Genomic DNA, 25,974 nt, shown 5'->3' with positions numbered 1-25,974 from the left:
CCATGTCTAATTCATTGGCGCAGTTGCTTGCACACATGAGTAAGGGGTCGGTGACGCTGGGTTGGGGGGCAGTTGCTGCCTACAGTCGCCAGCGGCTGAACCAATTGCTGGAGCGGCAATACTTCACGCGACTTAAGGAAAACACGTACCTGCCGCCCTTTAGTGACTCGCTGACAGGGAAGAACGTAGGCGACTCTCTGAAAATACAAGGTCTGGGGTTTGGTTCGCCGTTGTTGTCTTTCGACAGCGCATCGATGAGCGACTCCAAAGCCACGGTGACCATGAACATTATCAAAGGTACGGTCATTACGACTGGGGCTTTGATCAGCGATATCAAGATTACTGAGGCAGCGATGTATTGGCTGGAAATGGAGGTAGACCTCGAAACGGTAGTCGGTGAGGTCGACCCCTATGGCCGAGTTACGTTGAATCTGGCCAAAGGTGCGTCTTTCAAGACCAACCTGCTGGAGGAGGATGAAGACTTTAACCAGCTGCTTATCAAGGCACTGGAGAGCTGGATGCACGAAATGCCTGCCCGTTGCGCAATGTTCGATCTTGGGACGGTAGACTTCAAAGGGTACGAACCGCTGACACCCAAGCGTTTCATTCTGCGTACCCAGGCCGCCCCGGGTGCACGCGTGCGTGGTGCTAGCAATCAAGGGGATGGGGCGGTACTGATGTTCATTCGTCTGCGTGACAACACAGTTGACGGGCAGTCGCCTGATGACAGTTTTCCGTACCTGCTGCCTGATGGCGACTACTCGGCGACGCTGGTACTGAACAAAGACATGCTCAGCCATGCGTCCGACGAGGGCCTGGAGTTGCTCGCCAGCCTGTTGTTCCCCGAGCTCAATGCGTTTGTAAAAAAAGAAGATCATGTACCGCTGGACCTGGCCGTGTTTGGCAATATCGATCCGCTGCGCACGAGCTTGACGGTTGAACCGGCGCAGCGAGCAGTGATAGCTGCAGGCAAACAGCAGCCGTTCGTGCTGTACGACGGCGAGGGCAAGCCGCTCACCGCTTCGCGCTGGAGCGCAGTCAGCCCACAAAGCAATACCCCGGAAGGCCACGGCAAAATCGATAAGAATGGCCTGTACACCGCCCCCTCCCAGGAAGACATGGGGGAGGAGATCCAGACCATCATCGTTATCGCCGAGTACGACGAGGGCGACAACACTTACAGCGCAGCAGCCCGTCTCTTGGTTACATACGAGGGCTTATTGGTAACGCCCAGTGCCGTTGCTTTCCGCCCTGCGCGTCATGCAGCAGGGGTAGACGTATGGAATGCGGGTGAAGAGCCCGTCGGCTGGGAACTGCTTGAGCCACCTATGGGTGAGTTGGCGACCCTTGGCGAGAGGCATGCGCGGTTTTCCCCTCATCGTAGAGCATTGAAACGGACCCTGACTGTGCAGGAGGTACAGGCCGCGGCGAGTGAGCAGAGGAACGCTGCGCTGATCATGGTTAATGGCCAGCCACTGGTGACGCTCGAACCCCCTTTCGTGCCGAAACTCGCTTATGGTGGCAGTATCCAGCTGAACGACGTCCAACGCATTATGCCTAATGAACCCAGACGTTGGCGGGTGTTGGGCGGCGCTGGCAGCGTGACGCCATCGGGTCAGTTCACCGCATCGGCGCAGCACAAACCGCAAAGCAATGTGGTGGCCTGTGAAGTGGTGCGCAACGGTGTGGTATTCGCCGCGGGCTATAGCGTGCTGAAAACGTCCGCACTGCAGGCGCAGACCAGTTGGAAGTCGCTGCAACGGTTCACCATCACCGTCGGCAAGAGCAGCCAGGGCACACGCGGGACGATCGACTCCAACGGCTATCAGCAGCTGGAGGTGGAAGTTACCGTGGAAACCCAACAGGTGGATGGCAAGGATTACAAACTCAGCCCGGCAGAAATCGCGTCAATGACGCTGTACGATCGGGCGGGACAGAAAATCCCCGGCCTGTGTGACAACGAGGAAGGCATTGGTTCTGTTTACGGAAATGTCTGGCGCACCAGCTTGAAAAGAAACATATTTTTGCTGGGCAACGAATCCAGCCCCGTGGCTGTCGACCCAGCAACGCAGCCTGTTACCGAACGGGCGCCGGAAGACCGCACCATCAGGCAGATCTTCTACTTGCAGCGGCGTGGAACATCCAGTTCGCAGGTATTTTACGCGGGCTTTCAGGCCGCGAGTGGCGAGTGGTTCTACTCCAATGACACTTTACACAACAATGCCACCATTGAAGTTCAGGTCCGCACACCGGAGCCTTACAAATCCAGTGATTACACCTTCATTCGCAAACGCGTGGCGGGCGGGGGCGGGGACCTGGGTGGGGCGGACCCGGAACATTTAGATTTCGATGATCACCCGATCACCGACGATTACTGGATGCTGGATTACAAGGCGGGAACGTTCTATACCGCCGAGTTTGTAAAGACTCGGCAAAGTGACAATGAGAGAGACGTCAATACTTCGTTGGTTCGCTGGGAAAGCAGCGCGGGTAACGAAGTGTTCCACAGTTACACGGGGTATTTATTCCAGAACCAGGGGGAGGCGGAACCGGAGAAAGTGTCTTTCGACGGTGGCATGGCAGCGGTGTTGGGGCGAGTGGACTTCGAGCGGCCGGTGGCGACGGAATATGAGGCCAGCTTGCTGGTGATTGCAAACTTCCGCAATTGGAATCGCTCATTGAGCAATGCACGTGGTCTTGAAGCATTTACCAAGATGTCCAAAGCGTTACGTGTGCAGTTACGTGACGCACGGGGCAATTTGCACCTGGTTCAAATTGATTATCTGCCAGCCGACACCATCGGTGACCGGAATGTGCTGGTACACAGTGTCCCTTCGCGTCCAACTGCAGAAAACAGTATGACGATTCGTTTGACTGACCGAAATTCAGGAGGCGTGTGATGAATATTAACGCTAAAATCGTACAGATGCTATTTGCTGGCCTTCTTGTTGGCAGCAGTGCAGGGCAAACGGTGCAGGCAAGTGGAACGCAGGCCCAAGCAGTCATAAGGTTTTCGCAATTTGTGAATGACCAGGTACCGAGCGGCAAGCAGTGTTCTGTACCAGCGCCGGCTGTAGGGGCGAATGCCAAGCAGTTCAAGATGGACGGCTGTGGCAACGACGTGGCGACATACTTTAAATTCGAAAACGTCCTCTCCAGTACCGTTGTGACACTGATCTCTGAGAGGTCATGTTCTTACGACGGGGATTGGTGGTTCGATGTTCGCGCTATCAAGCATCCCACCACTTCGCTTTGGTATGATATTCGTAAACTCAAGCATAATTTCAATACGATTGTGACGCCGGGTGTCATGAGGCTGGGGGGTAAAGATCACGACTTTATTGAAGGAAAGTTGTCCTGTGTGGTTATTAGGTCTCCTTCAAAGTGAGTGAAGGAATTTGATTATGGTTTGGAGCTACTTAAATGAGTGCATCAACTTCCGTTCATTCCAATGCTTTTAATTTTTCCTCTTACATCGAGTCGGGTGTCGACTCGCGCACAGGCCAATACACGGTGTCCATCAAGCTGCCCGAGTTGAAAGGTAACGACCTGCAGGGTCCGGACTTCAACCTGGGTTTGTTCTACAGCCCCTTGAACGTTGAAGACTCGGGCTTTGGCAAGGGCTGGAACCTGCAACTTACCCAAGTGCGCAACAATATAGTGACGTTGCGCAGCGGCGAAACGTACAAGATTACCGGTGAGTCCACGGACGACGACCCTCTTGAAATGAGAGAGCAGAAACTCAGGCAGTTCGACCTCTACCATGAACCACCAGGCCAGAATGGGGCCAAGCGTTACCGCGTTGAACACCGTTCTGGCCTGGTCGAAGTGCTGGAGACCATGGGCCCTCAGCAGGCACAGGTCTCTCTGCCCATCGAGTTGCATTCGCCCCTTGGGCCTGTGCTCTACCTGAAATACGAGCCGACGCTGGCTAACCATATGCGCTTGCGCACTGTTACCGACGGCACTGAGGAAATCCTCAGCCTCGAGCGGCAAGGCAACAGCCGGGTCGATATTCTCTGTTACCCCTATGGTGGCGATGGTGGCGGCCCGCTTGCTCGTTACGTGATGACCCTGAGCCAAAGTGATAACCGAGTCAGTGAGATCATCCTGCCCACCCCCAACCAGGCTCGTTGGCGTTTTACCTATCGTGACGTGCGCGGTTTCTTGTGCTTGAACGAGGTCAAGACCCCGTACGGGGGGCGCGAGAGCATCTTTTACGAGGACTCGGGGCATGAATTTCCACCCAGCGCGCGGCGTGCCAATCTGCCCCGGGTAACCCGCCATGAAACCTCGCCGCGTTTCGAACAGCCGACGATGGTGGTGAAGTATGAATACCCTGGCGTGAACAATTTCGTCGGGGGCGGCAGTACGATTCCCTGGGATGACGAAGGGCTGGATAATCTCTACAAGGTGGGGAAGGAATATTCCTACCAGACGCGCGAGATACAAGGGTCGAATAACGATCGAACGATCACGCGCACGTTCAATCGTTTTCACTTGCTGGTGGCCCAACAGACCTCTCAAGGTGAGAATACCCTGGATGTCATCACTACCTACGGTGAAACTGACGGCTCTTTCGACCAGCAGCCGCCTGCCTTCCAGCTTCCGATCGAGGTAATCAGCCGTTGGACCGGGCCCTTCAAAGAGCCCGGCAAGGATCCAGTGGTAAGACAGCGGTTGGAAAAGCAGGTCACCAGCTACGATAATCAGGGAAATGTGCTGACCCGCCTGGAACCCAACCAGGTGCTTGAAACCAATGTCTGGTACAGCGCCGAGGAGGAAGGTAAGCCACACGGTTTCGTGCGCCATTTGAAATCCCGAACCGTACGGCCCGCCCCCAATGGGCAAGGGGCCGCGCCCACCCTGACCCAGCTCTATGCATATAAGCCGCTGGCGCCGCGGGGCAGCTATCTGACGCAACCCTGGTGGCTGGTGGAAAGTGAGAGCATTTTCGAGGCGGGCGGCAAGCCTGATGATTTCATCGAAAAAATCAGTTTCGAATACTATGACGCGTTAACCGCACCCACTTACCAGTACGGACGAGTCAGTACCAGAACCGTGAGTTACCACGGGTCCGAGGCTTACGATACGATCACCCGTTACGCCTACAGTACACCCGTAGCGAAGGCCGTGTTGCAGACCACCGAGACGCTCGAGGGTTTCGATGGGCAAACCAAGGTCATCACCCTGGAGCACGACCTCCAGACCGGTGAGACGGTGCTCAACCGTGACGACAACGACGTCGAGATTCGTTACGAATTTGACGCGCTGCGTAGAGTAACGCGTGAGATCGTTGCACCGGAGACGGGCTTCGAGGCGTACCGGCAGTACAAGTACCACCTGTGCGCTTACGACAATGAACAGGCTCAGCAATGGGCGTACGACGTCAAGGGGGTCGGGACCAGCACGTACTTCGACGGGCTCAGCCGGGCAATTCTAGAAACACGTGAAGACCATGACAGCAAGACGTTCGCGGGGGGCTCGAGGCCGATCTACCGTGCGAAGTACGATCATCTGGGCCAGTTGAGCGAGGAAACCGAAATCGACTGGTTGGGTGACCAACTGTTGGAGTTGGCCAGCACTTACGCCTACGACGACTGGGGCCAGCAGCGGTCCGTCACTGGCCCCGATGGGGTGACGGAGGTCGAGGAAGTCAGCCAGGTGCAGAGCCCTGATGGCCCGGTTCAGCACAACTGGCGTGAACGTGATGGAATACGGCTCAGCGGTATCACGCAGACATGGCACAACCTCTTTGAAAAGCCAGCGAAAATCGAGCGTTTTGCCCTTGATGGTACGACGAGCATCAGTCTGCAGGTCAATGGCTACGACGGGCTTGGACGGCTCAGCAAGGAGGCCAAGGGCAGCGGCACCGGCCAACGGATCGACGAGTATGTATATGACGCCTTTGACCGTTTGCTCGTCCACACATTGGCAGACCGTAATAATCGGGTTTATCGCACGTATGCCAAGCACAGCCGCAACGACCTGCCAGTCAGCATCAAGGTGGGCACTACTGAAGCGAACGCCAAGTTATTGGGCGAGCAGGCGTTCGATGGCCTGGAGCGGCGTATCAGCGCCACGACCGGTGGGCGCCTGCAAACCTTCGAGTACGACCCGGGTGAACGGCAGCCGCGCTGGGTGACGGCCCCAGATGGCAGGAAGATCGAATACACCTACGTCCCCGTACTGGGCGAGGAGCCCACAACGCGTGTGCTCAGCGGAAAGCCCGCTTCTTACGAATACGATCCCAAGAATGCCAAGCTGACCCATTGTGAAGAACCAGGGGACGCCAGAAACCCCGGGCACAGCATGGACCGCACTTATTTCCTCAGTAACGGCGAGGTCAAGACCGAAACGCGTATTCTGGAGGGTGAAACCTTCAGCATGACCTATGACTACAGCTACCGTCGGCGGATGCGCGCTTATCTGGACGTGCAGGGCCAGAACCAGGTCTATGAATACGACGATTTTGGGCGCCTGGAAAGCACCACGCTGAGTAAACCTGTGCCCACCCCTTCCCATTACCGAGTGCGCCGCAATCCGCTGGCTGATCAGATACTCTTGTCGGCATGGTTCACCTATGACGATCTTGGGCGTATGGAAAGTACCACCACCCAGGATGTCACTACCGGTCAGCAATTGACCACACGGCTTGAATACGACGAGTTCGACCGGGAAACGCTGCGCACCTTCGACTTTGGCGACATTCTGCAAACGCTGGAGCAGGGGTATGACGAGTTCGATTGCCTGACGCACCGGATACTCAAAGAGCGCCCCAAGGATGCAGACGAAGAGGATGCCAAGCTGTTGCGCCATGAAAAATACGCGTACGACCGGCGTGGTCGGCTGCAGCGTTATGACTGCACCGGCCCTGAGGCGCCGGTCGATCCTTCCGGCAATCGCATCGAATGGCAGACGTTCGGTTTCGATGGCTTGGACAACATCACCTCGGTCATTACCAAGAGCCCAGGGGGAACACCGCAGCGGACACTGTACGAGTTCAAGAATGTCGACCCGGCGCAATTGAGCAGGATCGTTCCGCCGGCCCCGCCCGCTATCGACTTGTATTATGACGCCAATGGCAACCTGATCAGCGATGAGCAGGCACGCGTGCTGGTGTACGACGAGCTCAACCGCCTGATCAGTGTCGAAACCCAGCAGGGCGAGGCCTGTCGTTACCACTACGACCCTGAAAACATCCTGTCGGGTACCACACAGGCTTAGCCGGATTAACCAGGTGAAACCAGGCCGGCCAGAGGGGCCGGCCTTTTTACCCGCTAGCGGTAGCGGATGGTGAAGTTCAATGCGCCCTTGGCCAAGCCAGCACGCAGGTTGCTGCTGGGTTCTGTTTGGTAGAAGCGCGCCTCGAAGTTCAAAGGCACGGTGCCATCTTGCACCGACCTCAGCCCAATCTCGGTATTCAATGGCATCGGCTGGCCGTTGTGAAGCATCTGGATTCCCATCCCTCGGGCGTCGGAATCGCTGGTCAGGCTGAACACATGCTCACCCACAGGCCCAATGGGTTGTGAGCCATCTCGCCCTTCAAGTTCGATGGTCGCAAGGGTTTCGTTGTTCGGGTCGGGGTCGACCTGGCAACTGCTCAGGCGGATCTGGAACGGCGTAGCGGTGGTGGTGAACCCGGGGCCGGTGAAGTCGCTGGTGCTCCATTTACCGAGCTTCACCGGGTTGGCGCTGACCGCGTCGCTGAGGACCTCGCATTGGCTCTGAATGATCGTTGCCCTGAGGGTGTACTCCATGACCTGGCCCATACCTTGGAAGTCGAGGTGGCCGGTAATCAGTTGGCCATCCAGCTGGTGGACGCCAGGGGCCAGGTCGCCGGTCTTCACCAAGGTAACCTCATGAGCAAAGCTGAGCAGCGCAGCGCCACCTAGCAGCGTTGTATCGTAATAGGCCGCGAAAGGGACCCGCGGTGGGTTGCTGCCAATCGGGATCCACTGATCGGTGCCTCCCTGAAAGGGGCGCCGTACCTTTACGATTGCACCCAAACCAGAAATGTTTGTCCTGAGAACGTGACCGTCCATAGTCTGGCCATCAATGGGAGCCATTGGAGGGTGGACGCCGCGGGCTGCTTTCATGTCGAAGTTCATTCGCACACCGTAGCTGAAACACCTCAAGCTCAAATTATTCTGGTCGCTTGTTTGCTCGTAGGAGTCAGCGGGGCCGATAAGCGTGCCGACCCGCGCGTCCCGTGGAACGTACAACGTACCCATGTCGCGGACGAATACCTTGAGCAAGTTGCTCTTGATCGGCCCGAATTCGCAGCGGGTGTCCAAGTTGGCCATGGCCTCGGCCGCCGGCCATGTCATTGCGGCCAGCAATGCCAGGCGCAAGGTTGTTTTGATGTTTTTCATAGATGTCCTGGAGCTCCCAGCGCGGCAGAATGCGAGGGCCGCGCTGCGAGCTTGGTCGCTAAATACAGGGCAGGGTTTGCAGGCGATAGCCGTCAACGGCCGGCGTGGCTTCTGAGTCGATGGCCAGCTGGCAGCTGTCGTCCGGCCGGTCGCCCCAGCTCACCTGCAACGGGCGATCGGAGGCCTGATGCGTGAGCATTACTTGGCCGGCTTGGCCTACCATGCCAAGCAGTTCGCCTTGCTGGTCTTTTACCTGGGCCCCGAAAGGCAGTGGCTGGCCACTGGCGTCGTGCAGGGTCAGGACCATCCGCGAGACATGGCGTGCTTCGAAGCGGCTTTTCACGATCGCGCCTCGGCGGGGGACCACCTGTGCTGCGCCGTTTTCGATCTCCACGTCAGGCCCCAGCCGGTCGATATCCAGTACAACCGCGTTGGTCCTGTAGGGTTGCAGGTAAGGCAGCAGTGCATACCCACGCGCGTTGGTGCGCGTGCCGGGTACGTTGTGCAGGCCCACATCGGCCACACCCGGCACTTCGATCAGGGCCGCGGTATCTCCCAGGTAGGGTCCGAACTCGACGCCGTCGGCGTGCAGCAGCACGGCCCCACTGGCGTTCAACGACAGATTGCGATAGTCCTCAGCTTCGGTAAAACCACCCGCCAACGTTGCATAGGGGGCCTGATAGCCAAGCGACAGTGCCGCAGTTCGGCGATTGCTTTCGTCCTCGCTCAGGCTGGCGCTGTAGCTCAGCGCTCGCTCGGCGATGCCGCCACCGAGGGAGGCGCGTTTGCTAAGGCCCCGGGCATTGTGTTGCATATCGAAGGTGGCATTGGCGCGGTGCCCGAACTGCAACGGCAACGATACGCTCAAGCCGAATTGACGATCGCTACCATATCGGTCGGTCAACGACTGAGAGGCAAACAGGTTGTAGTTTACGCCGCGGTGATGCGTGCTGAAGTTGAACTGGTATTGGCGCTGGGTATCGCTGCGCTGCCAGTAATCCTGCTGAGACAGGGTAAGGGTGAGCGAGCTGTTCTTGCCCATGCTCTGGTGGACCGATGCCTCCAGGCGGCTGCGGCTGCTGCCGGTATACCCTGATGCCTGGCTGCGCTGGCGCACGGCTTCATCGAAGTCGCGGTAACCCTCAGTCGAATAACGGTAGCCTGCAAATCGCAGATTGGTCTGGCTGGTGAAGGCTTTACCGTATTTCAGGGCATAACTCGTACCCTGTACGTCACGCTCATGTGGGGTGTCTACGTCGCTGAACGACTGCGTCAAATCGAAAGCCAAGGCACCCAGGCTACCCAGATCCTTACTGATGCCCAGGCTGCCCGCCCGGTAGTAGTCGCTGGCCATCAACCCGCCGTAGAGCGTCGTGTTCCAGTGGCTGCCCATGGCCAAGGTGCCTTGCCAGAGCAAAGGGGTGTCTACATCACTGGAAGGGTTATAGCGCCCAACCGTCGCACTGTAACGCCAGACACCCGGCCTCAGCAGGTTGCTGATGGTCGAAAAGGGCTGAATGAAGCGCCGGACCTGGCCATCTGACTCGGTCAGAACAATTTCCAGTTCGCCGCTGCCCGAAGTACTGAGGTCGTCAATGGCGTAAGGGCCAGCGCTGACATACGTGGAATAAATTGAATAGCCGTTCTGCCAGACCTCAAGCTTCGCTCGGCTCTGCGCGACACCACGGATGACAGGGGCATAGCCCCGTTGACTGTCGCCGAGCATGCTCATGTCCGATGCCACGCGTATGCCAGAGATGGGAATGCCGCGGAATATATCGCTGTCGGTGAATGTTTCCCCGACTGTTAGGTTGGCGCGGGTCCCAGGGATATCGCGTTGCGCGTAAGTCTGGGCCCTGGTCCATTCACGGTTACCCTGTTGGTCCTGACGCCAGGACTGAGTGCTGCGCAAGCGCCATTCGCCAAGGTTGACGCCGCTGTTCAAGTGCAGGTCGTCACTGCTGTAATTGCCCGTGTAACGGCTGCGGCCTTGTAGGGTGGAGGCTTGATAGCTGACGAAGGCAGCGTTGATACCGCTGTCCCAGCGCGTGGGGTCGACCTGGCCGCTGGCGTCTCGGCGCATGGCGATTTGCGGAATCGAAATGGCCACCCGCAATTCGCTGGCCCTGAAGTCGATTTGCGCGCCGGGGACAACAGCCTTCAGATCCAGGCAGGCGCGATGCTGATCCTCGATGTTGGCCAGTGCATCAAGTCGCAAACCCCATTCACCCAGCAACTTGGCGGGCAGGCAAGGTTGCAGCTCACCCTCGGCGGTAGGCTGGAAATCCAGTTCGTGCTCGCCCTGTGGTTCAAGGTTGACGTGCACGCTCACCCGGTAGAGGCCTGGTGCAAGGTCCTGGTCGCGGGTCAACATGCCCAATGACCAGGCGCCTACGTCTTCGGACTGGCCCGGCACCTGGCGAAGAAAGCCGCTCTGGAAGCCGGTCTCCGCTTTAACAGTGGGCACCAGTATCAATGCCGAGCTACCTAGCAGGCACAGCAATGCGCCGCGCTGATGGCGTGACGCACGCCAGCGTGATAAGGGGAGGAACATCATGACGATTCCTTGCGACTTGCGTGGTGGCTGGCTCTAGTTAGGCAGGTGGATCGGCAGCGTCAGAGGTTCGGTGTAACCGCCATAGTCATTGATGACGGAAAACTGTGCCTGCAAGCCTGGAGCTGGCTTGATTCCCGTGAGCGGGTAGGCATGCTCGGCGAAGGGTTCCAGCATGTCGGTGTTGTTCAAGGTGTGCTGCTGCCCCTGGCCGCTGACCTCGAGTCGAACGAAGGTGATGTGAAACGGCGATGGGTTGCGAACCAGCAAAGAGTGGGTGCCATTTTTCTCGCTCAGCGAGAACATCAGAGACTTCAACTGGCCCGCGGGCGTGCCCTTAAGCGCTGGCGGCCGATAGAACAGTTTGATTCGCGTGCGCAGGGCGATATTGAGTTGGTTGCCGGGCTCGGTGCTGGCTTGGGGGATTTCTTGCAAATTGAAAAAAAACAGTGACTCGCGGTCATTCGGTAATGTGTGGGGTAAACCACTTATTTGAATAAGTTGTTCGTTGGCCGCGTTGAGTTTGAATAAGATGGGGGAGATGGCAAACGGAACAGCCGTGGTGGTGTCGTCCGCGACGGTATTGATCCAGGTTTGTACCGCATACGTACTCTTGGACGGGTTTTTCACGATGACGGACGTGCTTCGCTTATCGCCATTGAAAACAATGCGGGTATTATTCAATGTCAAAGCGGCCTGGCTGATGGCAGGGGCGGCGAGCATGCTTATGGCCAGGGAAATACAAGCGGCAAAACGTAAGCCAGCCGTGAATCTGAGTGGATTGATCATAACGGTTACCCATTGCACCCAGGCGTATCATCAACGCCTGGATGGTTTAGCGAGGTGCGCAAGGCACCGGGTGACACGCGTTGCTTACTTATAAGCAACCGAATAGCGGACGTGAGCCGATGCTGGGCCTGCGGTTACCGTAGCGGCGGTGGAGCGGTAGTAGGCATCAAACTTCAGGTCGGTGGGCCCATTGGCGTTGAGTGCATAGTCAACCGACGTTCCGCCAGGCGCGACCGATGCCTTGCTGCTGTCGCGGATCACGATCGAGACACCCGTGGCGGCGCCGCTCACAGGGTTGACCTTGAAGTAGCTTCCGCTGCCGTCCGCGTCACCGTTGAAGGTGACATTCGCATTGTTTTCGGTAACGCCGCAGCTACCTTTATCCGGTACGCGGACGGCAAAAGTGGCACCACGTACTTCGGTGCCGGCGGCGCCACCGAACCTGCCCAGCGGGACGTCACCCATTGCAACCCGATTGTCCACGCTACCATCGCCTGGGTTAACAATTTCGATCGGGCATGTTTCAGCAGTGATGCTGCCTTCGAAGAAAACGGAAGTGGCGAAGGCGGAGCTGCCCATCAAGCTGGCAAAGAGGCCTAGGGGGAGTGCGATTAGTTTGCGTTTCATACTGTGGCTCATGGTTGAAGGGGTTAGTGAGGGTGAGGAAATTGCACGAAGCGTGCCTGTAACGCCTCGACGCAAATACTAACGGCCATGAGTTTTGCAGGATGTAGGAATAAGCTAATTGATTGTGGGATTTTTAAGGGAGCGCCTTGATGCAAAGCAAGGCGCTGGGGAGGGGGTATAGCTTAGTGCGTACTGCCTTTGTCAGTTTGACTCAGTAGTTGCTTTTCCAAGTGCCAGTCGAATGGCTCACCCTCTTGCTCAGCTTCATGGCGGCGCTCTTCCAGTTGCTGGTAGAGGTCGAGTTCATCATCGGGCATGAAGTGCAGGCAATCACCACCAAAGAACCACAACAAATCGCGTGGCACGAGGTGAGCAATTTGCGGATAACGCTGGATCACTTGGCAGAGCAGGTCCTGGCCGAGGTACTGGCTTTCCAGCGGGTTCTGGGGCAGCAGGGTGAGCAGTTCGTCGAAACGCTCGAGGAATAGGGCGTGGCTTTCTTCCGGCACCTGCTCGGCTTCACCGAGGGCAGCCAGGATGGTGCGCAGGTGTTGCAGCAGTTGCAGGTGATACTCCAGGTGCGGGTTGGCCATGGAAGGGTCCTCGGTGTGTCTGAAAAACGGGGCCGGAGTATACGCTGGCAGGGACCGCTGTGCGGCCCCTTTTGCGCGACCGTTCAACGTACCTTGCCAGGTGTAGGCCCCAGCTGCTCCTTATCGAAAGCATCGACATCGATCACTGCGCGCCGAGCCTGTTCGGCGGCATGAAGGCGCTGTGCCTCAGCAGGCTGCAGTGCGCCAGCCTCGACAGCAGCATCAATAGCCGATTGCCCTGCGGCCGGTTTTACCCTGCCTTCCTTCAGGGCCTGATGCAGTGCCTTGTGCAAAGGTGCGGCGTCATCCAGCAAGTCGCTCGCACGCTGCAGCGCAGCGACCGGATCACCCTCAGCCAGTGGTCGATAACACCCAGCCAGCAGTTCTTCCAGCGCCGGGTCACCCTGCTGCCGGCCAATCAGTTCCGCCACTTCGGCGTCCAGTTCATCGCTGGGGCCGGTGTGGCTGCGGCCGAAGGGGAAGACCAGCACGCGCAGGGCGCAGCCGACGAAGCGGTTGGGGAAGTTGTCGAGAAGCCGGTCGAGCGCCTGCTCGGCCTTGCCCAGGCTCTCTTCCATAGCCCAGCGCAGAAGAGGTTGCATGTGCTCCGGCGAGCCGAGGTCGTGATACCGCTTGAGTGCCGCGCTGGACAGATACAGGTAGCTCAGCACGTCACCCAGGCGAGCGCTCAGGCGCTCGCGGCGCTTGAGTGCACCGCCCAGCAGCATCATCGACAAATCTGCCAGCAGAGCAAAAGCTGCAGCCTGGCGATTCAAGGCACGGAAATAGCCCTGGCTCAAGGCATCGCCTGGCACCCGTTCGAGGCGCCCCAGCCCCAGGCCGAGCACGATGGTGCTGGCGGCGTTGCCGGCAGCGAACATGATGTGCTTCATTAGCAGCTCATCGAACTCGACCAGCGCCTGCTCACGGTCTTCGCGGCCGGCCAGCGCCATCTCCTTGAGCACGAACGGGTGACAGCGAATGGCGCCTTGGCCAAAGATCATCAGGTTGCGCGAGAGGATGTTGGCCCCCTCGACGGTGATGAAGATCGGCGCACCCTGCCAATTGCGCCCCAGGTAGTTGTTCGGGCCCATGATGATGCCCTTGCCGCCGTGCACGTCCATGGCGTGCTGGATGCATTCGCGGCCGCGCTCGGTCAGGTGATATTTGAGGATCGCCGACAGCACCGAAGGTTTTTCGCCCAGGTCGACTGCTTTGGCGGTCAGCAATCGGGCGCTGTCCATCAGCCAGGCATTGCCGCCAATGCGCGCCAAGGACTCCTGGATGCCTTCGAAGGCTGCCAGCGGTACGTTGAATTGCTCGCGGATATTGGCGTACTGGCCCGTCACCAGGCTGGTGTACTTGGCGGCACCAGTGCCCACTGCTGGCAGCGAGATGGAGCGGCCCACCGACAGGCAGTTCATCAGCATCATCCAGCCCTTGCCGAGCATGGCCTGGCCGCCGATCAGCATGTCTAGCGGGACGAACACGTCCTTGCCGCTGTTGGGGCCGTTCATGAAGGCGGCGCCGAGCGGCAGGTGGCGCTTGCCGATCTCCACGCCCGGGGTGTCGGTAGGAATCAGCGCCAGGCTGATGCCCAAGTCCTCTTCGTCGCCCAGCAAGTGCTCCGGGTCGTAGGCCTTGAACGCCAGGCCGAGCAGGGTGGCGACCGGGCCGAGGGTGATATAGCGTTTTTCCCAGTTCAGGCGCAGCCCGATGACTTCTTCGCCTTGCCAATGGCCTTTGCAGATGATGCCGGTATCCGGCATGGCGCCGGCATCTGAGCCCGCCAGTGGGCCGGTCAGGGCGAAGCAGGGGATCTCGTCGCCGCGTGCCAGGCGCGGCAGGTAGTGGCTGCGTTGTTCATCGGTGCCGTAGTGCAGCAGCAGTTCGGCCGGGCCGAGCGAGTTGGGCACCATCACTGTCGAGGCCAGGTCGCCGCTGCGGGTGGCCAGTTTCATTGCAACCTGCGAGTGGGCGTAGGCCGAGAAGCCCTTGCCGCCGTATTCCTTGGGGATGATCAGGGCGAAGAAGCCCTGCGCTTTGATGTGCGCCCAGGCTTCAGGGGGCAGGTCCATGTCCTGGCCGATCTGCCAGTCGCTGACCATGGCGCACAGTTCTTCAGTGGGGCCGTCGATGAAGGCCTGTTCTTCTTCAGTCAGTTTCGGTGCCGGGTAGGCCAGCAAGGTGCGCCAGTCGGGGCGGCCGCTGAACAGTTCGCCATCCCACCAGACGGTGCCGGCGTCGATGGCTTCGCGCTCGGTCTGCGACATGGGCGGCAGGGTACGCTGGAACCACTTGAACACTGGGCCGGTGAACACCTTGCGCCGCCATTCCGGCAGGGCCACCAAGGCGATTTTCACGGCCAGCACGACCCACAGCAGGGCCAGCAGCCAGCCGGGTGCGCTGCTGAAAATACCCATCAGCAGCACGTAGGCTGCCATGATGCCCAGTATCTGCAAGGGCGCCAGGCGCCGGTGCGTGAGGTATGCCGCGCCGATCACCAGTACCACCAACCACAACAGCAACATAATCGGTCCTCCTTGGAACCAAGGGCTTGAGCCGTCCCAGACAGCTTAGACGCAACGCTGTGAACGGCCTGTTCAGAACAGTGACAGGGTGTGGCGGTGGGAGTTTCAGATCATTGTTCGCCTGTGCCGGCCCTTTCGCGGGCAAGCCCGCTCCCACAGGATTACGGTGGCTTGAAGATTGGGGGGCCATCCTGTGGGAGCGGGCTTGCCCGCGAAGAGGCCAGTACAGGCAATAAGACTCTGGAGTAGACTGGACCACCTCTGCATTCCATAAGGACGTTGCCATGCTGAAGATCTGGGGCCGCAAGAATTCGAGCAATGTGCGCAAGGCGCTGTGGATCGCCCACGAGCTGGGCCTTGATTTCGAATCCATCGACGCCGGCGGCGCCTTCGGCGTGGTCAACGAGCCGCATTACCGCGCCCGCAACCCCAACGGCCTGGTGCCGATGCTCGAAGACGGCGACCTGACGCTGTGGGAGTCCAACACCATCGTTCGCTACCTGTGCGCCGAGTACGGCGCCGAGCAGGGCTGGTACCTGGAAGACCCGCGCCAGCGCGCCTTGGCCGACAAGTGGATGGACTGGACCACCTCGTCCTTCGCCACCCCCTTCCGCCCGCTGTTCTGGGGCCTGCTGCGCACGCCGGAAGACCAGCGCGACTGGGTCGCGATCAACGCCGCGCACAAGCAGTGCGCGCAATTGCTGGCCATCGCCGACGAAACCCTGGCCCAGCAGCCGTACCTGTCCGGTGACCAGATCGGCATGGGCGACATCCCACTGGGTAGCTTCATCTACGCCTGGTTCGAAATGCCCATCGAACGCCCGGCCATGTACCACCTGGAGGCCTGGTACGCGCGCCTGAAGCAGCGCCCGGCCTACCAGGCGGCGGTGATGACCGCGCTGACCTGAACCTGCCTCGATAGTCATTATCAATACATGTGACTGTACTTGTGTGGCCGGGCCTTGCACCATGGCCGCACTCACTGCGCCAGTGACTTTGCCTGGCGTGTCCTGAACCTTTTTTTTCGGTAAATGGCCCGCTATGAGTTCCGCCCTGTCCATTCGACAGCTGACCAAGACCTACGGTAATGGCTTCCAGGCCCTCAAGGGCATCGACCTGGACGTTGCCGAAGGCGACTTCTTCGCCTTGCTCGGCCCCAACGGCGCCGGCAAATCCACCACCATCGGTATTCTTTCGACCCTGGTCAACAAGACCAGCGGCACGGTGAACGTATTCGGCCACGACCTGGACCGCGAGCCTTCGGCGCTCAAGCGCTGCCTGGGCGTGGTGCCGCAAGAGTTCAACTTCAACCAGTTCGAGAAGGTCTTCGACATCGTCGTCACCCAGGCAGGCTACTACGGCATCCCGCCAAAGCTTGCCAAGGAGCGCGCCGAGCAGTACCTGACCCAGCTGGGGCTGTGGGACAAGCGTGACGTGCCTTCCCGCTCGTTGTCGGGTGGCATGAAGCGCCGCCTGATGATCGCCCGTGCCTTGATCCACGAACCGCGCCTGCTGATCCTCGACGAGCCCACCGCGGGTGTGGACATCGAGCTGCGCCGTTCGATGTGGAGCTTCCTCACCGAGCTCAACCAGAAGGGCATCACCATCATCCTGACCACGCACTACCTCGAAGAGGCCGAGCAGCTGTGCCGCAACATCGGCATCATCGACCACGGCACCATCGTCGAGAACACCAGCATGCGCCAGCTGCTGGGCAAGCTGCATGTCGAAACCTTCGTCCTCGACATCAAGCAGGACCTGGCCTCGGCGCCTGTGCTGCAAGGCTACCCGTGCCGGCTGCTGACCCCGCACACCCTGGAAGTGCAGGTGGACAAAGACATCGGCATCACCGCGCTGTTCGGCCAGCTGGCGCTGCAGAACATCGAGGTGCAAAGCCTGCGAAACAAGACCAATCGACTTGAGGAGCTGTTCGTGTCCCTGGTGGAAAAAAACCTGTCGAAGGTGGCCGTATGAGTGTGGAACTGCGCACCAACTGGGTGGCCCTCAACACCATCGTCTACCGCGAAGTACGGCGCTTTTTGCGCATCTGGCCGCAGACCCTGCTGCCGCCAGCGATCACCATGGTCCTGTACTTCGTCATTTTCGGTAACCTGATCGGCCGGCAGATCGGCGACATGGGCGGCTTCACCTACATGCAGTACATCGTGCCGGGGCTGATCATGATGTCGGTGATCACCAACTCCTACGGTAACGTGGTGTCGAGCTTCTTCGGCAGCAAGTTCCAGCGCTCCATCGAGGAGCTGATGGTGTCCCCGGTGTCACCGCACACCATTCTCGTGGGGTATGTGCTGGGTGGCGTGCTGCGTGGCTTGGCGGTCGGGGTGATCGTCACCATCCTGTCGATGTTCTTCACCGACCTGCAGGTGCATCACCTGGGTGTGACGGTGGTCGTGGTGCTGCTGACGGCCACCATTTTCTCGTTGCTGGGCTTCGTCAACGCCGTATTCGCACGCAACTTCGACGATATCTCGATCATCCCTACCTTCGTGCTGACGCCGCTGACTTACCTGGGCGGGGTGTTCTACTCGATCAACCTGCTGCCGCCGTTCTGGCAGACCGTGTCACTGGCCAACCCGGTGCTGCACATGGTCAACTCGTTCCGCTACGGCATCCTAGGGGTGTCGGATATCAGTATCGGGACCGCGATCACCTTTATGTTGGTGGCTACCGCAGTGCTGTACACCCTGTGCATCCGCCTGCTGGTCAGCGGCCGCGGCATGCGCGCCTGAGCCTTTGAGTTTGCGCCGGCGCCACTGCCGGCCCACCCACCAACGCCAGTACAGCAAGGTGGTGAAGTAGGCGAGGATGCCCAGCACCACGCCACACACCACCGAGCCGAGCAGGAAGGGTTGCCACAGGGTCGACAGCTGGTCGGTGATCCATTCGAAGGTCAGGTCGTCGGGCAGCGTGCGCGGCGGTATCTGCAGCAGCCAGGCGCCGGTCATGTAGGTGACGAAGAACACCGGTGGCATGGTCAGCGGGTTGGTCAGCCACACCAGGCTGACCGCGATCGGCAGGTTGCCACGCACCGGGATCGCCAGCGCAGCGGCCAGCAGCATCTGCATGGGGATGGGGATCAGCGCCGCGAACAGGCCCACGCCCATGGCCCGGGCCACCGAGTGCCGGTTCAGGTGCCAGAGGTTCGGGTCGTGCAGCAACGTGCCGAAAAAGCGTAAGGACTTGTGTTCCCGAATGCTGGTCGGATCCGGCATGTAGCGTTTGAAAAGTCGGCGCGGCATGTAGGCTCCCGGGGCGTTGATCGGGGCAGTATGCCTTGATTCCTTAACGGCCTCGTTTAGAGTTTGTGACAATTGTTGAGCAAGCTTTGCCGGCATTTGCGCTATGCCTGAGAAGGTCATTTCGCAGCGGAGCTCTACCTCATGCGCACAGGGATGTTTGCGCTCGCGCTCGGGCTGCTCTGCCTGGGCTTTCTCCCCGTATTGCCATCGGTCGGATGGCTACTTCTGCTGTTTGTCGGTGGTGTTGCCAGCCTGTTCACGCGGTTTTGGCCAGTGGGCTGTTTTCTGTTGGGCTTGTGCTGGGCGTGCGGGTCGGCCCAGCGAGCGCTGGATGATCGACTCGCGCCTGAACTGGATGGCCGCACGTTGTGGCTGGAGGGCAAGGTTGTCGGGCTGCCGAGCCGTACCGCGCATGGCGTGCGCTTCGAACTGGAGCAGCCCCACTCACGGCGTGGCGAACTGCCGCGGCGCTTGCAACTGAGCTGGTTCAACGGGCCGGCTGTGCGTGCGGGCGAACAGTGGCGCTTGGCAGTGACCCTGCAGCGGCCTGCCGGGCTGCTCAACCCCCATGGGCCTGATCGAGAGGCACAGTTGCTGGCTCGGCGGGTGGGGGCTACCGGCACGGTCAAGGCCGGGCAGGTATTGAGCGCTGTCGCGGGCAGCTGGCGAGACCAACTGCGGCAACGGTTGTTGGCGGTCGAGGCCAATGGCCGGCAAGCGGCGTTGGTGGCCTTGGTGCTGGGCGACGGTGCGGGCCTGCCCCGCGAGGACTGGCAGACGCTGCAGGCCACAGGCACGGTGCACCTGCTGGTGATTTCCGGGCAGCACATCGGCCTGGTGGCGGGGCTGCTCTATGGCCTGGTTGCCGGGCTGGCACGCTGGGGCCTGTGGCCCGCGCGGCTGCCCTGGCTGCCCTCGGCCTGCAGCCTGGCGATGACCGCAGCGCTGGCCTACGGCTGGCTTGCCGGTGGCGGTGTGCCGGTGCAGCGGGCCTGCCTGATGCTGGCGGTAGTGTTGCTTTGGCGTCTGCGCTTTCGTCACCTTGGCGCAATGCTGCCATTGTTGCTGGCGCTGGTCGCGGTGCTGTTGTTCGAACCCTTGGCGGCGCTGTTGCCGGGGTTCTGGCTGTCGTTTGCCGCTGTGGCGACCTTGATTTACTGCTTCAGTGCCCGCTTGGGCGGCTGGCGGCCCTGGCAGGCCTGGACGCGTGCGCAGTGGGTGATCGCCATCGGCTTGCTGCCGGTGCTGCTGGCCACTGGCTTGCCAGTGAGCCTGAGTGCGCCCCTGGCCAACTTGCTGGCGGTGCCGTGGGTCAGCCTTGCGGTGTTGCCGTTGGCTTTGCTGGGCACGCTGCTGTTGCCAGTGGTGGGTGTCGGCGAAGCGTTGCTGTGGCTGGCCGGGGGCTTGCTGGAGGTGCTGTTCAGGGTCCTGGCCCTGGCCGCGAGCTGGCGCCCAGCGTGGGTGCCGCCGGCCTTGCCGCTGTGGGCCTGGTCAGTGGTGTGCTTGGGTGCGTTGCTGGTGCTGCTACCCCGTGGCGTGCCCTTGCGGGGGTTGGGCGGGCTTATGCTGTTGGCGTTATGGGTGCCCCGCGAGTCGGTGCCCTTGGGGCAGGTAGAAGTCTGGCAGTTGGACGTCGGCCAGGGGCTCGCGGTGCTGCTGCGTACCCGCCATCACAGCTTGCTCTACGATGCGGGGCCAGCAAAAGGGGAGTACGACGCGGGGGAGCGGGTGGTGCTGCCGACCCTGCGCAAGCTGGGCGTAAGCCACTTGGATGCGATGCTGATCAGCCACGCCCATGCCGACCATGCCGGGGGCGCGCTGGCCATTGCGCAGGGCATCCCGGTCAAGCGGGTGCTCGGTGGCGAGGGGCTGGAGGGCCTTGGGCTGCAGCCGTGTGTCACGGGTGAGGAATGGGAGTGGGATGGCGTGCGTTTTTCCCTGTGGCATTGGGCTGAAGGGCAGAGCAGCAACGACCGCTCATGCGTGCTGCTGGTCGAGGCGCAAGGGGAGCGCTTGCTGTTGGCAGGCGATCTGGAAGCCGCTGCCGAACGGGCCTGGCTGGCGTCCACTGAAACACCCCGCATCGATTGGCTGCAGTCCCCGCACCATGGCAGTCGCAGCTCGTCCACCGAGGCATTCATCCGCGCCACGGCGCCACGTGGGGTGCTGATTTCGCGGGGGCGCAACAATGGTTTTGGGCATCCGCATGCCCAGGTGCTCGAGCGCTATCGGCGGCATGGGCTGGCGATTCATGATACAGCGGTGGAGGGCGCGTTGCGCTTGGTGCTGGGGGGGCAGGCTGACGTTGAGGGTGTGCGGGCGCAGCGGCGCTTCTGGCGTGAAGCCGGCAGTGGCTGATCGGGCCCTTTCGCGGGCAAGCCCGCTCCCACAGGTGCAGCACTCCTTTCAGGTTTGGTGCTGTATCTGGACTGCCCCCAAGGCGGTAAGTGGGTCCGGCCAATTCCCTGACCTTCGGCAGATGAGCCCCCGGCGGTCCTATGGTAGAGTGGCGGCCTTTTTCCGAAGGGGCGTTTACTGTGTGGGAATTGGTCAAGTCCGGTGGTTGGATGATGCTGCCGATCATTCTGAGTTCCATCGTTGCCATGGCTATCGTCGTCGAGCGCCTGTGGACCCTGCGCGCCAGTCGCGTTACCCCGCCACACCTGCTAGGCCAGGTCTGGATGTGGATCAAGGACAAGCAACTCACCAGTGACAAGCTCAAGGCCCTGCGCGCCGATTCGCCGCTGGGCGAAATCCTTGCCGCAGGCCTCGCCAACTCGCGCCATGGCCGCGAAATCATGAAAGAGTGCATCGAGGAGGCCGCATCGCGCGTCATCCACGAGCTGGAGCGCTACATCAGCACCCTCGGCACCATTGCCGCGATGGCCCCGTTGCTGGGCCTGCTGGGCACCGTGCTGGGCATGATCGACATTTTCAGCGCCTTCATGGGCTCGCAGATGACTGCCAACGCTGCCGTATTGGCCGGGGGTATTTCCAAGGCCCTGGTCACCACCGCAGCAGGCTTGATGATCGGTATCCCGGCGGTGTTCTTCCACCGTTTCCTGCTGCGCCGCATCGATGAACTGGTGGTTGGCATGGAACAAGAGGCGATCAAACTGGTGGAAGTGATCCAGGGCGACCGTGAAGTCGAAGTGGCCGGAGGCAAGGCGTGAAGTTTCGGCGCAACCGCCAGCGGGAAAACGTCGACATCAACCTGGCGTCGCTGATCGACGTGGTGTTCGTCCTGTTGCTGTTCTTCGTGGTCACCACCACCTTCACCCGCGAGACGCAACTGCGCGTCGAACTGCCCGAGGCCGCCAGCGCCGAGCAGCCGCCGGCCGATGAGCGCAAGCTGGTGGAAGTCACCATCAGCGCCGAGGGCGTGTATTCGGTCAACAACAACCTGCTGCCCAAAAGCGACCTGGCCACCTTGAGCGAGGCCATCGAGCGTGAGTCGGGCGGTGATCACACGTTACCGCTGGCGATCAGCGCCGACGGCAAGACACCGCACCAGGCCGTGGTGACCGCGATGGATGCGGCCGGCAAGCTCGGTTTCAGCCAGTTGCGCATGACCACCGTCGAGGCAGCCCAGGGGACGCCTTGATGGCCTTTGCCGACCGTTTGCTCGCCGCCTGGTACGCCGGGCACCCGGCCCTGGCGCTGCTGCGCCCGCTTGAAGCCCTGTACCGACGCGTGGTGACACGCAAGCGTGCGCGTTTTCTCAGCGGCGAAAGTGCCAGCTACCGCGCGCCGGTGCCGGTGATCGTGGTGGGCAACATTACCGTGGGTGGTACTGGCAAGACGCCGATGATCCTCTGGCTGATTGAGCATTGCCGCCGGCAGGGGCTCAAGGTCGGGGTGGTCAGCCGCGGTTATGGCGCCAAGCCAGCCCACCTGCCTTGGCGCGTTGAGGCCGACCAGGCTGCCGACCAGGCTGGTGACGAGCCACTGTTGATCGTCCAGCGCACGGGCGTACCGTTGATGATCGACCCCGATCGGTCGCGCGCGGTGCAGGCGCTGCTGGCCAGCGAGCCGCTTGACCTGGTCCTGTGCGATGACGGCATGCAGCACTACCGCCTGGCGCGAGACCTGGAGCTGGTGCTGATTGACGCCGCCCGTGGCCTGGGCAATGGCCGCTGCCTGCCCGCCGGGCCGCTGCGCGAGCCGGCCGAACGCCTGCAAGAAGCCGATGCGGTGCTGTTCAACGGTGCCCGCGCCGACTCACCCGCGGGCTTTGCCTTCAGCTTGCAGCCCTCGGCACTGGTCAATGTGCGCAGCGGTGAGCGGCGTGGCGTGAATCTGTTCCCGCCTGGCCAGCGCCTGCACGCGGTGGCGGGCATCGGTAACCCGCAACGTTTCTTCAATACCCTGCAAGGGCTAAACTGGCAGCCGGTGCCGCACCCGTTCGCCGACCACGCGCAGTTCAGTGCCGAGCGCCTGTCGTTCACGCCGCCGTTGCCGTTGGTGATGACCGAGAAAGATGCGGTCAAATGCCGTGCCTTCGCCGCTGACGACTGGTGGTACCTGGCCGTCGAGGCGCAGCCGTCGCCTGCCTTCAGCGCCTGGTTCGACAGCCAGTTGCAGCGCCTGCTGCCTGGGCGTCCAACGCCCTGAGCCCCTTTTCAATTTCCGGCCACCTGGCCTCAAGGAAGCTTCCATGGACACCAAACTGCTCGATATCCTGGCCTGCCCGATCACCAAGGGGCCGCTTAAGCTCAGCGCCGACAAGACCGAGCTGATCAGCAAGGGCGCGGGCCTGGCTTACCCGATTCGCGACGGCATCCCGGTGATGCTGGAAAGCGAAGCGCGTACCTTGACCGACGATGAGCGCCTGGACAAATGAGCCTGGACTACACGGTAGTGATCCCCGCCCGCCTGCGCTCTTCGCGCCTGCCGGGCAAGCCGCTGGCGCTGATCGCCGGTAAGCCGATGGTTCAGCACGTGTGGGAACAGGCGCGCAAGAGCGCGGCCAGCCGTGTGGTCATCGCCACGGATGACGCCAGCATCGTCGAGGCCTGCCAGGCATTTGGCGCCGAAGTGCTGCTGACTCGCGCCGACCACGAATCCGGTACCGACCGCCTGGCCGAAGTGGCAGCGCACCTCGGGCTGCCCGCCGACGCCATCGTGGTCAACGTGCAGGGCGACGAGCCGCTGATTCCGCCGGTGATCATCGACCAGGTGGCGGCCAACCTGGCGGCCCACCCGGAAGCCGGTATCGCCACCTTGGCCGAGCCGATCCACGAGCCACAGGTGGTGTTCAACCCTAATGCGGTCAAGGTGGTCTGCGACAAGAACGGCCTGGCCCTGAGCTTCAGCCGTGCGCCGCTGCCCTGGGCGCGTGATGCCTTCGCCGCCAACCGCGAGCAACTGCCGGAAGGTGTGCCTTATCGTCGCCACATCGGCATGTATGCCTACCGCGTGGGCTTCCTTCAGGACTTCGTCGGTTGGGGCCCGTGCTGGCTCGAGCAAACCGAAGCCTTGGAGCAATTGCGTGCCTTGTGGCATGGCGTGCGCATTCATGTCGAAGACGCCCTCGAGGCACCCGCGGTGGGTGTCGATACCCCTGAAGACCTGGAGCGCGTACGGCGCTTGCTGGAGGCCTGATGCGCGTCCTGTTCGTTTGCCTGGGCAACATCTGTCGCTCGCCTACCGCCGAAGGCGTACTGCGCCATCAGTTGCAGGCCGCGGGGCTTGCCGAGCAGGTGCACGTGGCGTCTGCCGGTACCGGTGACTGGCATGTCGGCAAGGCGCCCGACAGCCGCACCTGCAAGGCCGCCATGGCGCGGGGCTACGACCTTTCGCAGCAGCGCGCCCAGCAGGTCAATGTGGCCCACTTTGCCGAGTACGACCTGATCCTGGCCATGGACGAAAGCAACTTGAGCCATTTGCGTGCCATGCGCCCGCAGTCTACGCCCGCCGAGCTCGACCTGTTCCTGCGCCGCTATGGCGCGAAGCTGGATGAAGTGCCAGACCCGTACTACGGCGGCGCGGAGGGCTTCGAGCAGGTCCTGGACCTGATCGAGGACGCGTGCGAAGCGTTGGTCGTGGAAATCAAGGGGCGGTTATGACAGCGCTGTGGCAAGAGCACGTTTCGCTCAAGCCTTACAACACCTTTGGCATTGACGTCAGGGCCCGGCATTTCAGCCAGGTGCATGATGACGACGAGGTGCGTGAGGCGCTGGCCGAAGCGCACCGCCGAGGCGTGCCGGTGCTGGTCATTGGCGGTGGCAGCAACCTGCTGCTGACCGGTGATGTCGACGCGTTGGTGCTGCACATGGCCAGCCGTGGCCGCCGCGTGCTCAGCGATGACGGTGAGCACATTGTGGTCGAAGCCGAGGCGGGCGAGCCCTGGCACCCGTTCGTGCAGTGGACGCTGGCACAAGGTTTTTGCGGGCTGGAGAACCTCAGCCTGATCCCGGGCACGGTGGGCGCTGCGCCCATGCAGAACGTGGGCGCCTATGGCGTCGAGATCAAGAACGTGTTCGCCGGCTTGACCGCGCTGGACCGCCAGACCGGCGAGCTGCGTGACTTTGGGCTGGAAGAATGCGCCTTTGGCTACCGCGACAGCCTGTTCAAGCGTAACCCTGGGCGCTGGCTGATCTTGCGCGTGCGCTTCATGCTGACCCATACGCTGCAAGCCCACCTGGACTATGGCCCTGTGCGCCAGCGTTTGGTGGAGCAGGGCGTAGCGCAGCCGAGTGCGCAGGCGATCAGTGATGCCATCTGCAGCATTCGCCGCGAGAAGTTGCCGGACCCCGCCGAGTTGGGCAATGCCGGCAGCTTTTTCAAGAACCCAGTGGTGTCTGCCGCGCTTGTCGAGCGTATCCGGGGGCAGTTCCCGGGTGTCGTGGCTTATCTCCAGGCCGATGGCCAGGTGAAGCTGGCGGCAGGGTGGTTGATCGAACAGGCGGGGTGGAAGGGCTATCGCGATGGCGATGCCGGCGTGCATCGGTTGCAGTCGTTGGTGCTGGTCAATTATGGCCAGGCGAGCGGGGCACAGCTGCATGACCTGGCGCAGCGGATTCAGGCAGATATCCGTGAGCGATTCGGGGTTGAGCTGGAAATGGAGCCTAACCTGTACTGAGGCGTGCTGTAGGAGCAGCCTTGCGCTGCGAAGAGGCCGGTGAAATCACCGCAGATCTTTGGTGTTTACACTGGCCTCTTCGCAGCACAAGGCTGCTCCTACCTGTTTCGGGTTGAGGCCTGAATAGAGGCAAGCAAGAAAAAGCCCCGCCAGTTCGCACT

At 61.0% G+C, this 25,974-nt stretch carries 21 protein-coding genes; 14 read left to right on the top strand and 7 right to left on the bottom strand.

Going from position 1 to position 25,974, the window contains the following annotated elements; genetic code table 11:
- Positions 1-2: 2 nt before the first annotated feature.
- The 3 genes from AB7M33_RS01500 to AB7M33_RS01490 are packed head-to-tail and all read left to right on the top strand — an operon-like array spanning position 3 to position 7,227.
- Positions 3-2,900 carry a hypothetical protein gene (locus AB7M33_RS01500; RefSeq protein WP_454242320.1) on the top strand — a complete coding sequence of 966 codons (2,898 nt, stop codon included), beginning with the start codon at positions 3-5 and terminating at the stop codon, positions 2,898-2,900.
- Positions 2,900-3,388 carry a hypothetical protein gene (locus AB7M33_RS01495; RefSeq protein ID WP_454242319.1) on the top strand — a complete coding sequence of 163 codons (489 nt, stop codon included), beginning with the start codon at positions 2,900-2,902 and terminating at the stop codon, positions 3,386-3,388. The genes AB7M33_RS01500 and AB7M33_RS01495 overlap by 1 nt, the downstream gene beginning before the upstream one ends.
- Before the next feature lie 35 nt (positions 3,389-3,423).
- Entirely contained in the window at positions 3,424-7,227 is a 3,804-nt protein-coding gene (locus AB7M33_RS01490; RefSeq protein WP_454242318.1) for an RHS repeat domain-containing protein, read from the top strand.
- A gap of 53 nt (positions 7,228-7,280) precedes the next feature.
- Here AB7M33_RS01490 and AB7M33_RS01485 read toward each other — a convergent pair whose 3' ends face one another.
- The 6 genes from AB7M33_RS01485 to AB7M33_RS01460 all read right to left on the bottom strand — a co-directional run bounded on the left by AB7M33_RS01485 (position 7,281) and on the right by AB7M33_RS01460 (position 15,469).
- The gene (locus AB7M33_RS01485; RefSeq protein ID WP_265968182.1) at positions 7,281-7,850 is read right to left on the bottom strand and encodes a fimbrial protein; all 570 of its coding nucleotides are present in this window, start codon (positions 7,848-7,850) and stop codon (positions 7,281-7,283) included.
- A gap of 583 nt (positions 7,851-8,433) precedes the next feature.
- Complete coding sequence (locus tag AB7M33_RS01480; protein ID WP_454244192.1) at positions 8,434-10,929, bottom strand: fimbria/pilus outer membrane usher protein; 2,496 nt, start codon at positions 10,927-10,929, stop codon at positions 8,434-8,436.
- Positions 10,930-10,965: 36 nt separating this feature from the next.
- A complete protein-coding gene (locus tag AB7M33_RS01475; protein WP_454242317.1) occupies positions 10,966-11,718 on the bottom strand; it encodes a fimbrial biogenesis chaperone in 753 nt (250 codons plus the stop codon).
- A gap of 84 nt (positions 11,719-11,802) precedes the next feature.
- Positions 11,803-12,345 (bottom strand): fimbrial protein, encoded by a 543-nt coding sequence (locus tag AB7M33_RS01470; protein ID WP_454242316.1) that lies wholly within the window; start codon positions 12,343-12,345, stop codon positions 11,803-11,805.
- A gap of 182 nt (positions 12,346-12,527) precedes the next feature.
- The gene (locus AB7M33_RS01465) at positions 12,528-12,938 is read right to left on the bottom strand and encodes a PA2817 family protein (protein ID WP_027596061.1); all 411 of its coding nucleotides are present in this window, start codon (positions 12,936-12,938) and stop codon (positions 12,528-12,530) included.
- 83 nt (positions 12,939-13,021) lie between these two features.
- On the bottom strand, positions 13,022-15,469 hold the full coding sequence (locus AB7M33_RS01460; protein WP_454242315.1) for an acyl-CoA dehydrogenase: 2,448 nt from the start codon (positions 15,467-15,469) through the stop codon (positions 13,022-13,024).
- A gap of 284 nt (positions 15,470-15,753) precedes the next feature.
- Here AB7M33_RS01460 and AB7M33_RS01455 point away from each other — a divergent pair, with 284 nt between their 5' ends.
- From AB7M33_RS01455 to AB7M33_RS01445, 3 genes are all read left to right on the top strand, one after another.
- Positions 15,754-16,377 carry a glutathione S-transferase gene (locus AB7M33_RS01455; RefSeq protein ID WP_099453294.1) on the top strand — a complete coding sequence of 208 codons (624 nt, stop codon included), beginning with the start codon at positions 15,754-15,756 and terminating at the stop codon, positions 16,375-16,377.
- Between the two features lie 133 nt (positions 16,378-16,510).
- Positions 16,511-17,443, top strand: coding sequence for an ABC transporter ATP-binding protein (locus tag AB7M33_RS01450; protein ID WP_099428619.1), 933 nt, complete (start codon positions 16,511-16,513; stop codon positions 17,441-17,443).
- Positions 17,440-18,219 carry an ABC transporter permease gene (locus AB7M33_RS01445; RefSeq protein WP_016500910.1) on the top strand — a complete coding sequence of 260 codons (780 nt, stop codon included), beginning with the start codon at positions 17,440-17,442 and terminating at the stop codon, positions 18,217-18,219. The genes AB7M33_RS01450 and AB7M33_RS01445 overlap by 4 nt, the downstream gene beginning before the upstream one ends.
- On the opposite strand, the gene AB7M33_RS01440 is transcribed toward AB7M33_RS01445, so the two are convergent.
- Positions 18,103-18,729 carry a DUF2062 domain-containing protein gene (locus tag AB7M33_RS01440; RefSeq protein ID WP_454242314.1) on the bottom strand — a complete coding sequence of 209 codons (627 nt, stop codon included), beginning with the start codon at positions 18,727-18,729 and terminating at the stop codon, positions 18,103-18,105. The genes AB7M33_RS01445 and AB7M33_RS01440 overlap by 117 nt on opposite strands.
- A 141-nt stretch (positions 18,730-18,870) precedes the next feature.
- Here AB7M33_RS01440 and AB7M33_RS01435 point away from each other — a divergent pair, with 141 nt between their 5' ends.
- The 8 genes from AB7M33_RS01435 (at position 18,871) to murB (ending at position 25,813) form a co-directional block, all read left to right on the top strand.
- Positions 18,871-21,087, top strand: a complete 2,217-nt coding sequence (locus tag AB7M33_RS01435; RefSeq protein WP_454242313.1) for a DNA internalization-related competence protein ComEC/Rec2 — start codon at positions 18,871-18,873, stop codon at positions 21,085-21,087.
- A 179-nt stretch (positions 21,088-21,266) separates the two neighbouring features.
- A complete protein-coding gene (locus tag AB7M33_RS01430; RefSeq protein WP_027596066.1) occupies positions 21,267-21,902 on the top strand; it encodes a MotA/TolQ/ExbB proton channel family protein in 636 nt (211 codons plus the stop codon).
- Complete coding sequence (locus AB7M33_RS01425; RefSeq protein WP_027596067.1) at positions 21,899-22,333, top strand: ExbD/TolR family protein; 435 nt, start codon at positions 21,899-21,901, stop codon at positions 22,331-22,333. Before AB7M33_RS01430 ends, AB7M33_RS01425 begins: the two co-directional genes overlap by 4 nt.
- Positions 22,333-23,343 (top strand): tetraacyldisaccharide 4'-kinase, encoded by a 1,011-nt coding sequence (gene lpxK, locus AB7M33_RS01420; protein ID WP_454242312.1) that lies wholly within the window; start codon positions 22,333-22,335, stop codon positions 23,341-23,343. Before AB7M33_RS01425 ends, lpxK begins: the two co-directional genes overlap by 1 nt.
- Before the next feature lie 43 nt (positions 23,344-23,386).
- Entirely contained in the window at positions 23,387-23,572 is a 186-nt protein-coding gene (locus tag AB7M33_RS01415) for a Trm112 family protein (RefSeq protein WP_003247142.1), read from the top strand.
- Entirely contained in the window at positions 23,569-24,333 is a 765-nt protein-coding gene (kdsB, locus tag AB7M33_RS01410; RefSeq protein ID WP_099453299.1) for a 3-deoxy-manno-octulosonate cytidylyltransferase, read from the top strand. The genes AB7M33_RS01415 and kdsB overlap by 4 nt, the downstream gene beginning before the upstream one ends.
- A complete protein-coding gene (locus AB7M33_RS01405; protein ID WP_454242311.1) occupies positions 24,333-24,797 on the top strand; it encodes a low molecular weight protein-tyrosine-phosphatase in 465 nt (154 codons plus the stop codon). The genes kdsB and AB7M33_RS01405 overlap by 1 nt, the downstream gene beginning before the upstream one ends.
- Entirely contained in the window at positions 24,794-25,813 is a 1,020-nt protein-coding gene (gene murB, locus AB7M33_RS01400; RefSeq protein WP_454242310.1) for a UDP-N-acetylmuramate dehydrogenase, read from the top strand. Before AB7M33_RS01405 ends, murB begins: the two co-directional genes overlap by 4 nt.
- The last annotated feature ends 161 nt before the right edge of the window (positions 25,814-25,974 follow it).

This window comes from Pseudomonas sp. Y3 TE3536, from assembly GCF_053629175.1.
This window is presented reverse-complemented; position numbering and strand designations above follow the sequence as displayed.

Coding starts and splice junctions, on each gene's coding strand:
- AB7M33_RS01465 (WP_027596061.1), bottom strand. CDS start 12,938: ATGGCCAACCCGCACCTGGAGTATCACCTGCAACTGCTGCAACACCTG.
- AB7M33_RS01475 (WP_454242317.1), bottom strand. CDS start 11,718: ATGATCAATCCACTCAGATTCACGGCTGGCTTACGTTTTGCCGCTTGT.
- AB7M33_RS01440 (WP_454242314.1), bottom strand. CDS start 18,729: ATGCCGCGCCGACTTTTCAAACGCTACATGCCGGATCCGACCAGCATT.
- AB7M33_RS01405 (WP_454242311.1), top strand. CDS start 24,333: ATGCGCGTCCTGTTCGTTTGCCTGGGCAACATCTGTCGCTCGCCTACC.
- AB7M33_RS01490 (WP_454242318.1), top strand. CDS start 3,424: ATGAGTGCATCAACTTCCGTTCATTCCAATGCTTTTAATTTTTCCTCT.
- AB7M33_RS01500 (WP_454242320.1), top strand. CDS start 3: ATGTCTAATTCATTGGCGCAGTTGCTTGCACACATGAGTAAGGGGTCG.
- AB7M33_RS01495 (WP_454242319.1), top strand. CDS start 2,900: ATGAATATTAACGCTAAAATCGTACAGATGCTATTTGCTGGCCTTCTT.
- murB (WP_454242310.1), top strand. CDS start 24,794: ATGACAGCGCTGTGGCAAGAGCACGTTTCGCTCAAGCCTTACAACACC.
- kdsB (WP_099453299.1), top strand. CDS start 23,569: ATGAGCCTGGACTACACGGTAGTGATCCCCGCCCGCCTGCGCTCTTCG.
- AB7M33_RS01415 (WP_003247142.1), top strand. CDS start 23,387: ATGGACACCAAACTGCTCGATATCCTGGCCTGCCCGATCACCAAGGGG.
- lpxK (WP_454242312.1), top strand. CDS start 22,333: ATGGCCTTTGCCGACCGTTTGCTCGCCGCCTGGTACGCCGGGCACCCG.
- AB7M33_RS01450 (WP_099428619.1), top strand. CDS start 16,511: ATGAGTTCCGCCCTGTCCATTCGACAGCTGACCAAGACCTACGGTAAT.
- AB7M33_RS01480 (WP_454244192.1), bottom strand. CDS start 10,929: ATGTTCCTCCCCTTATCACGCTGGCGTGCGTCACGCCATCAGCGCGGC.
- AB7M33_RS01455 (WP_099453294.1), top strand. CDS start 15,754: ATGCTGAAGATCTGGGGCCGCAAGAATTCGAGCAATGTGCGCAAGGCG.
- AB7M33_RS01445 (WP_016500910.1), top strand. CDS start 17,440: ATGAGTGTGGAACTGCGCACCAACTGGGTGGCCCTCAACACCATCGTC.
- AB7M33_RS01470 (WP_454242316.1), bottom strand. CDS start 12,345: ATGAAACGCAAACTAATCGCACTCCCCCTAGGCCTCTTTGCCAGCTTG.
- AB7M33_RS01460 (WP_454242315.1), bottom strand. CDS start 15,469: ATGTTGCTGTTGTGGTTGGTGGTACTGGTGATCGGCGCGGCATACCTC.
- AB7M33_RS01435 (WP_454242313.1), top strand. CDS start 18,871: ATGCGCACAGGGATGTTTGCGCTCGCGCTCGGGCTGCTCTGCCTGGGC.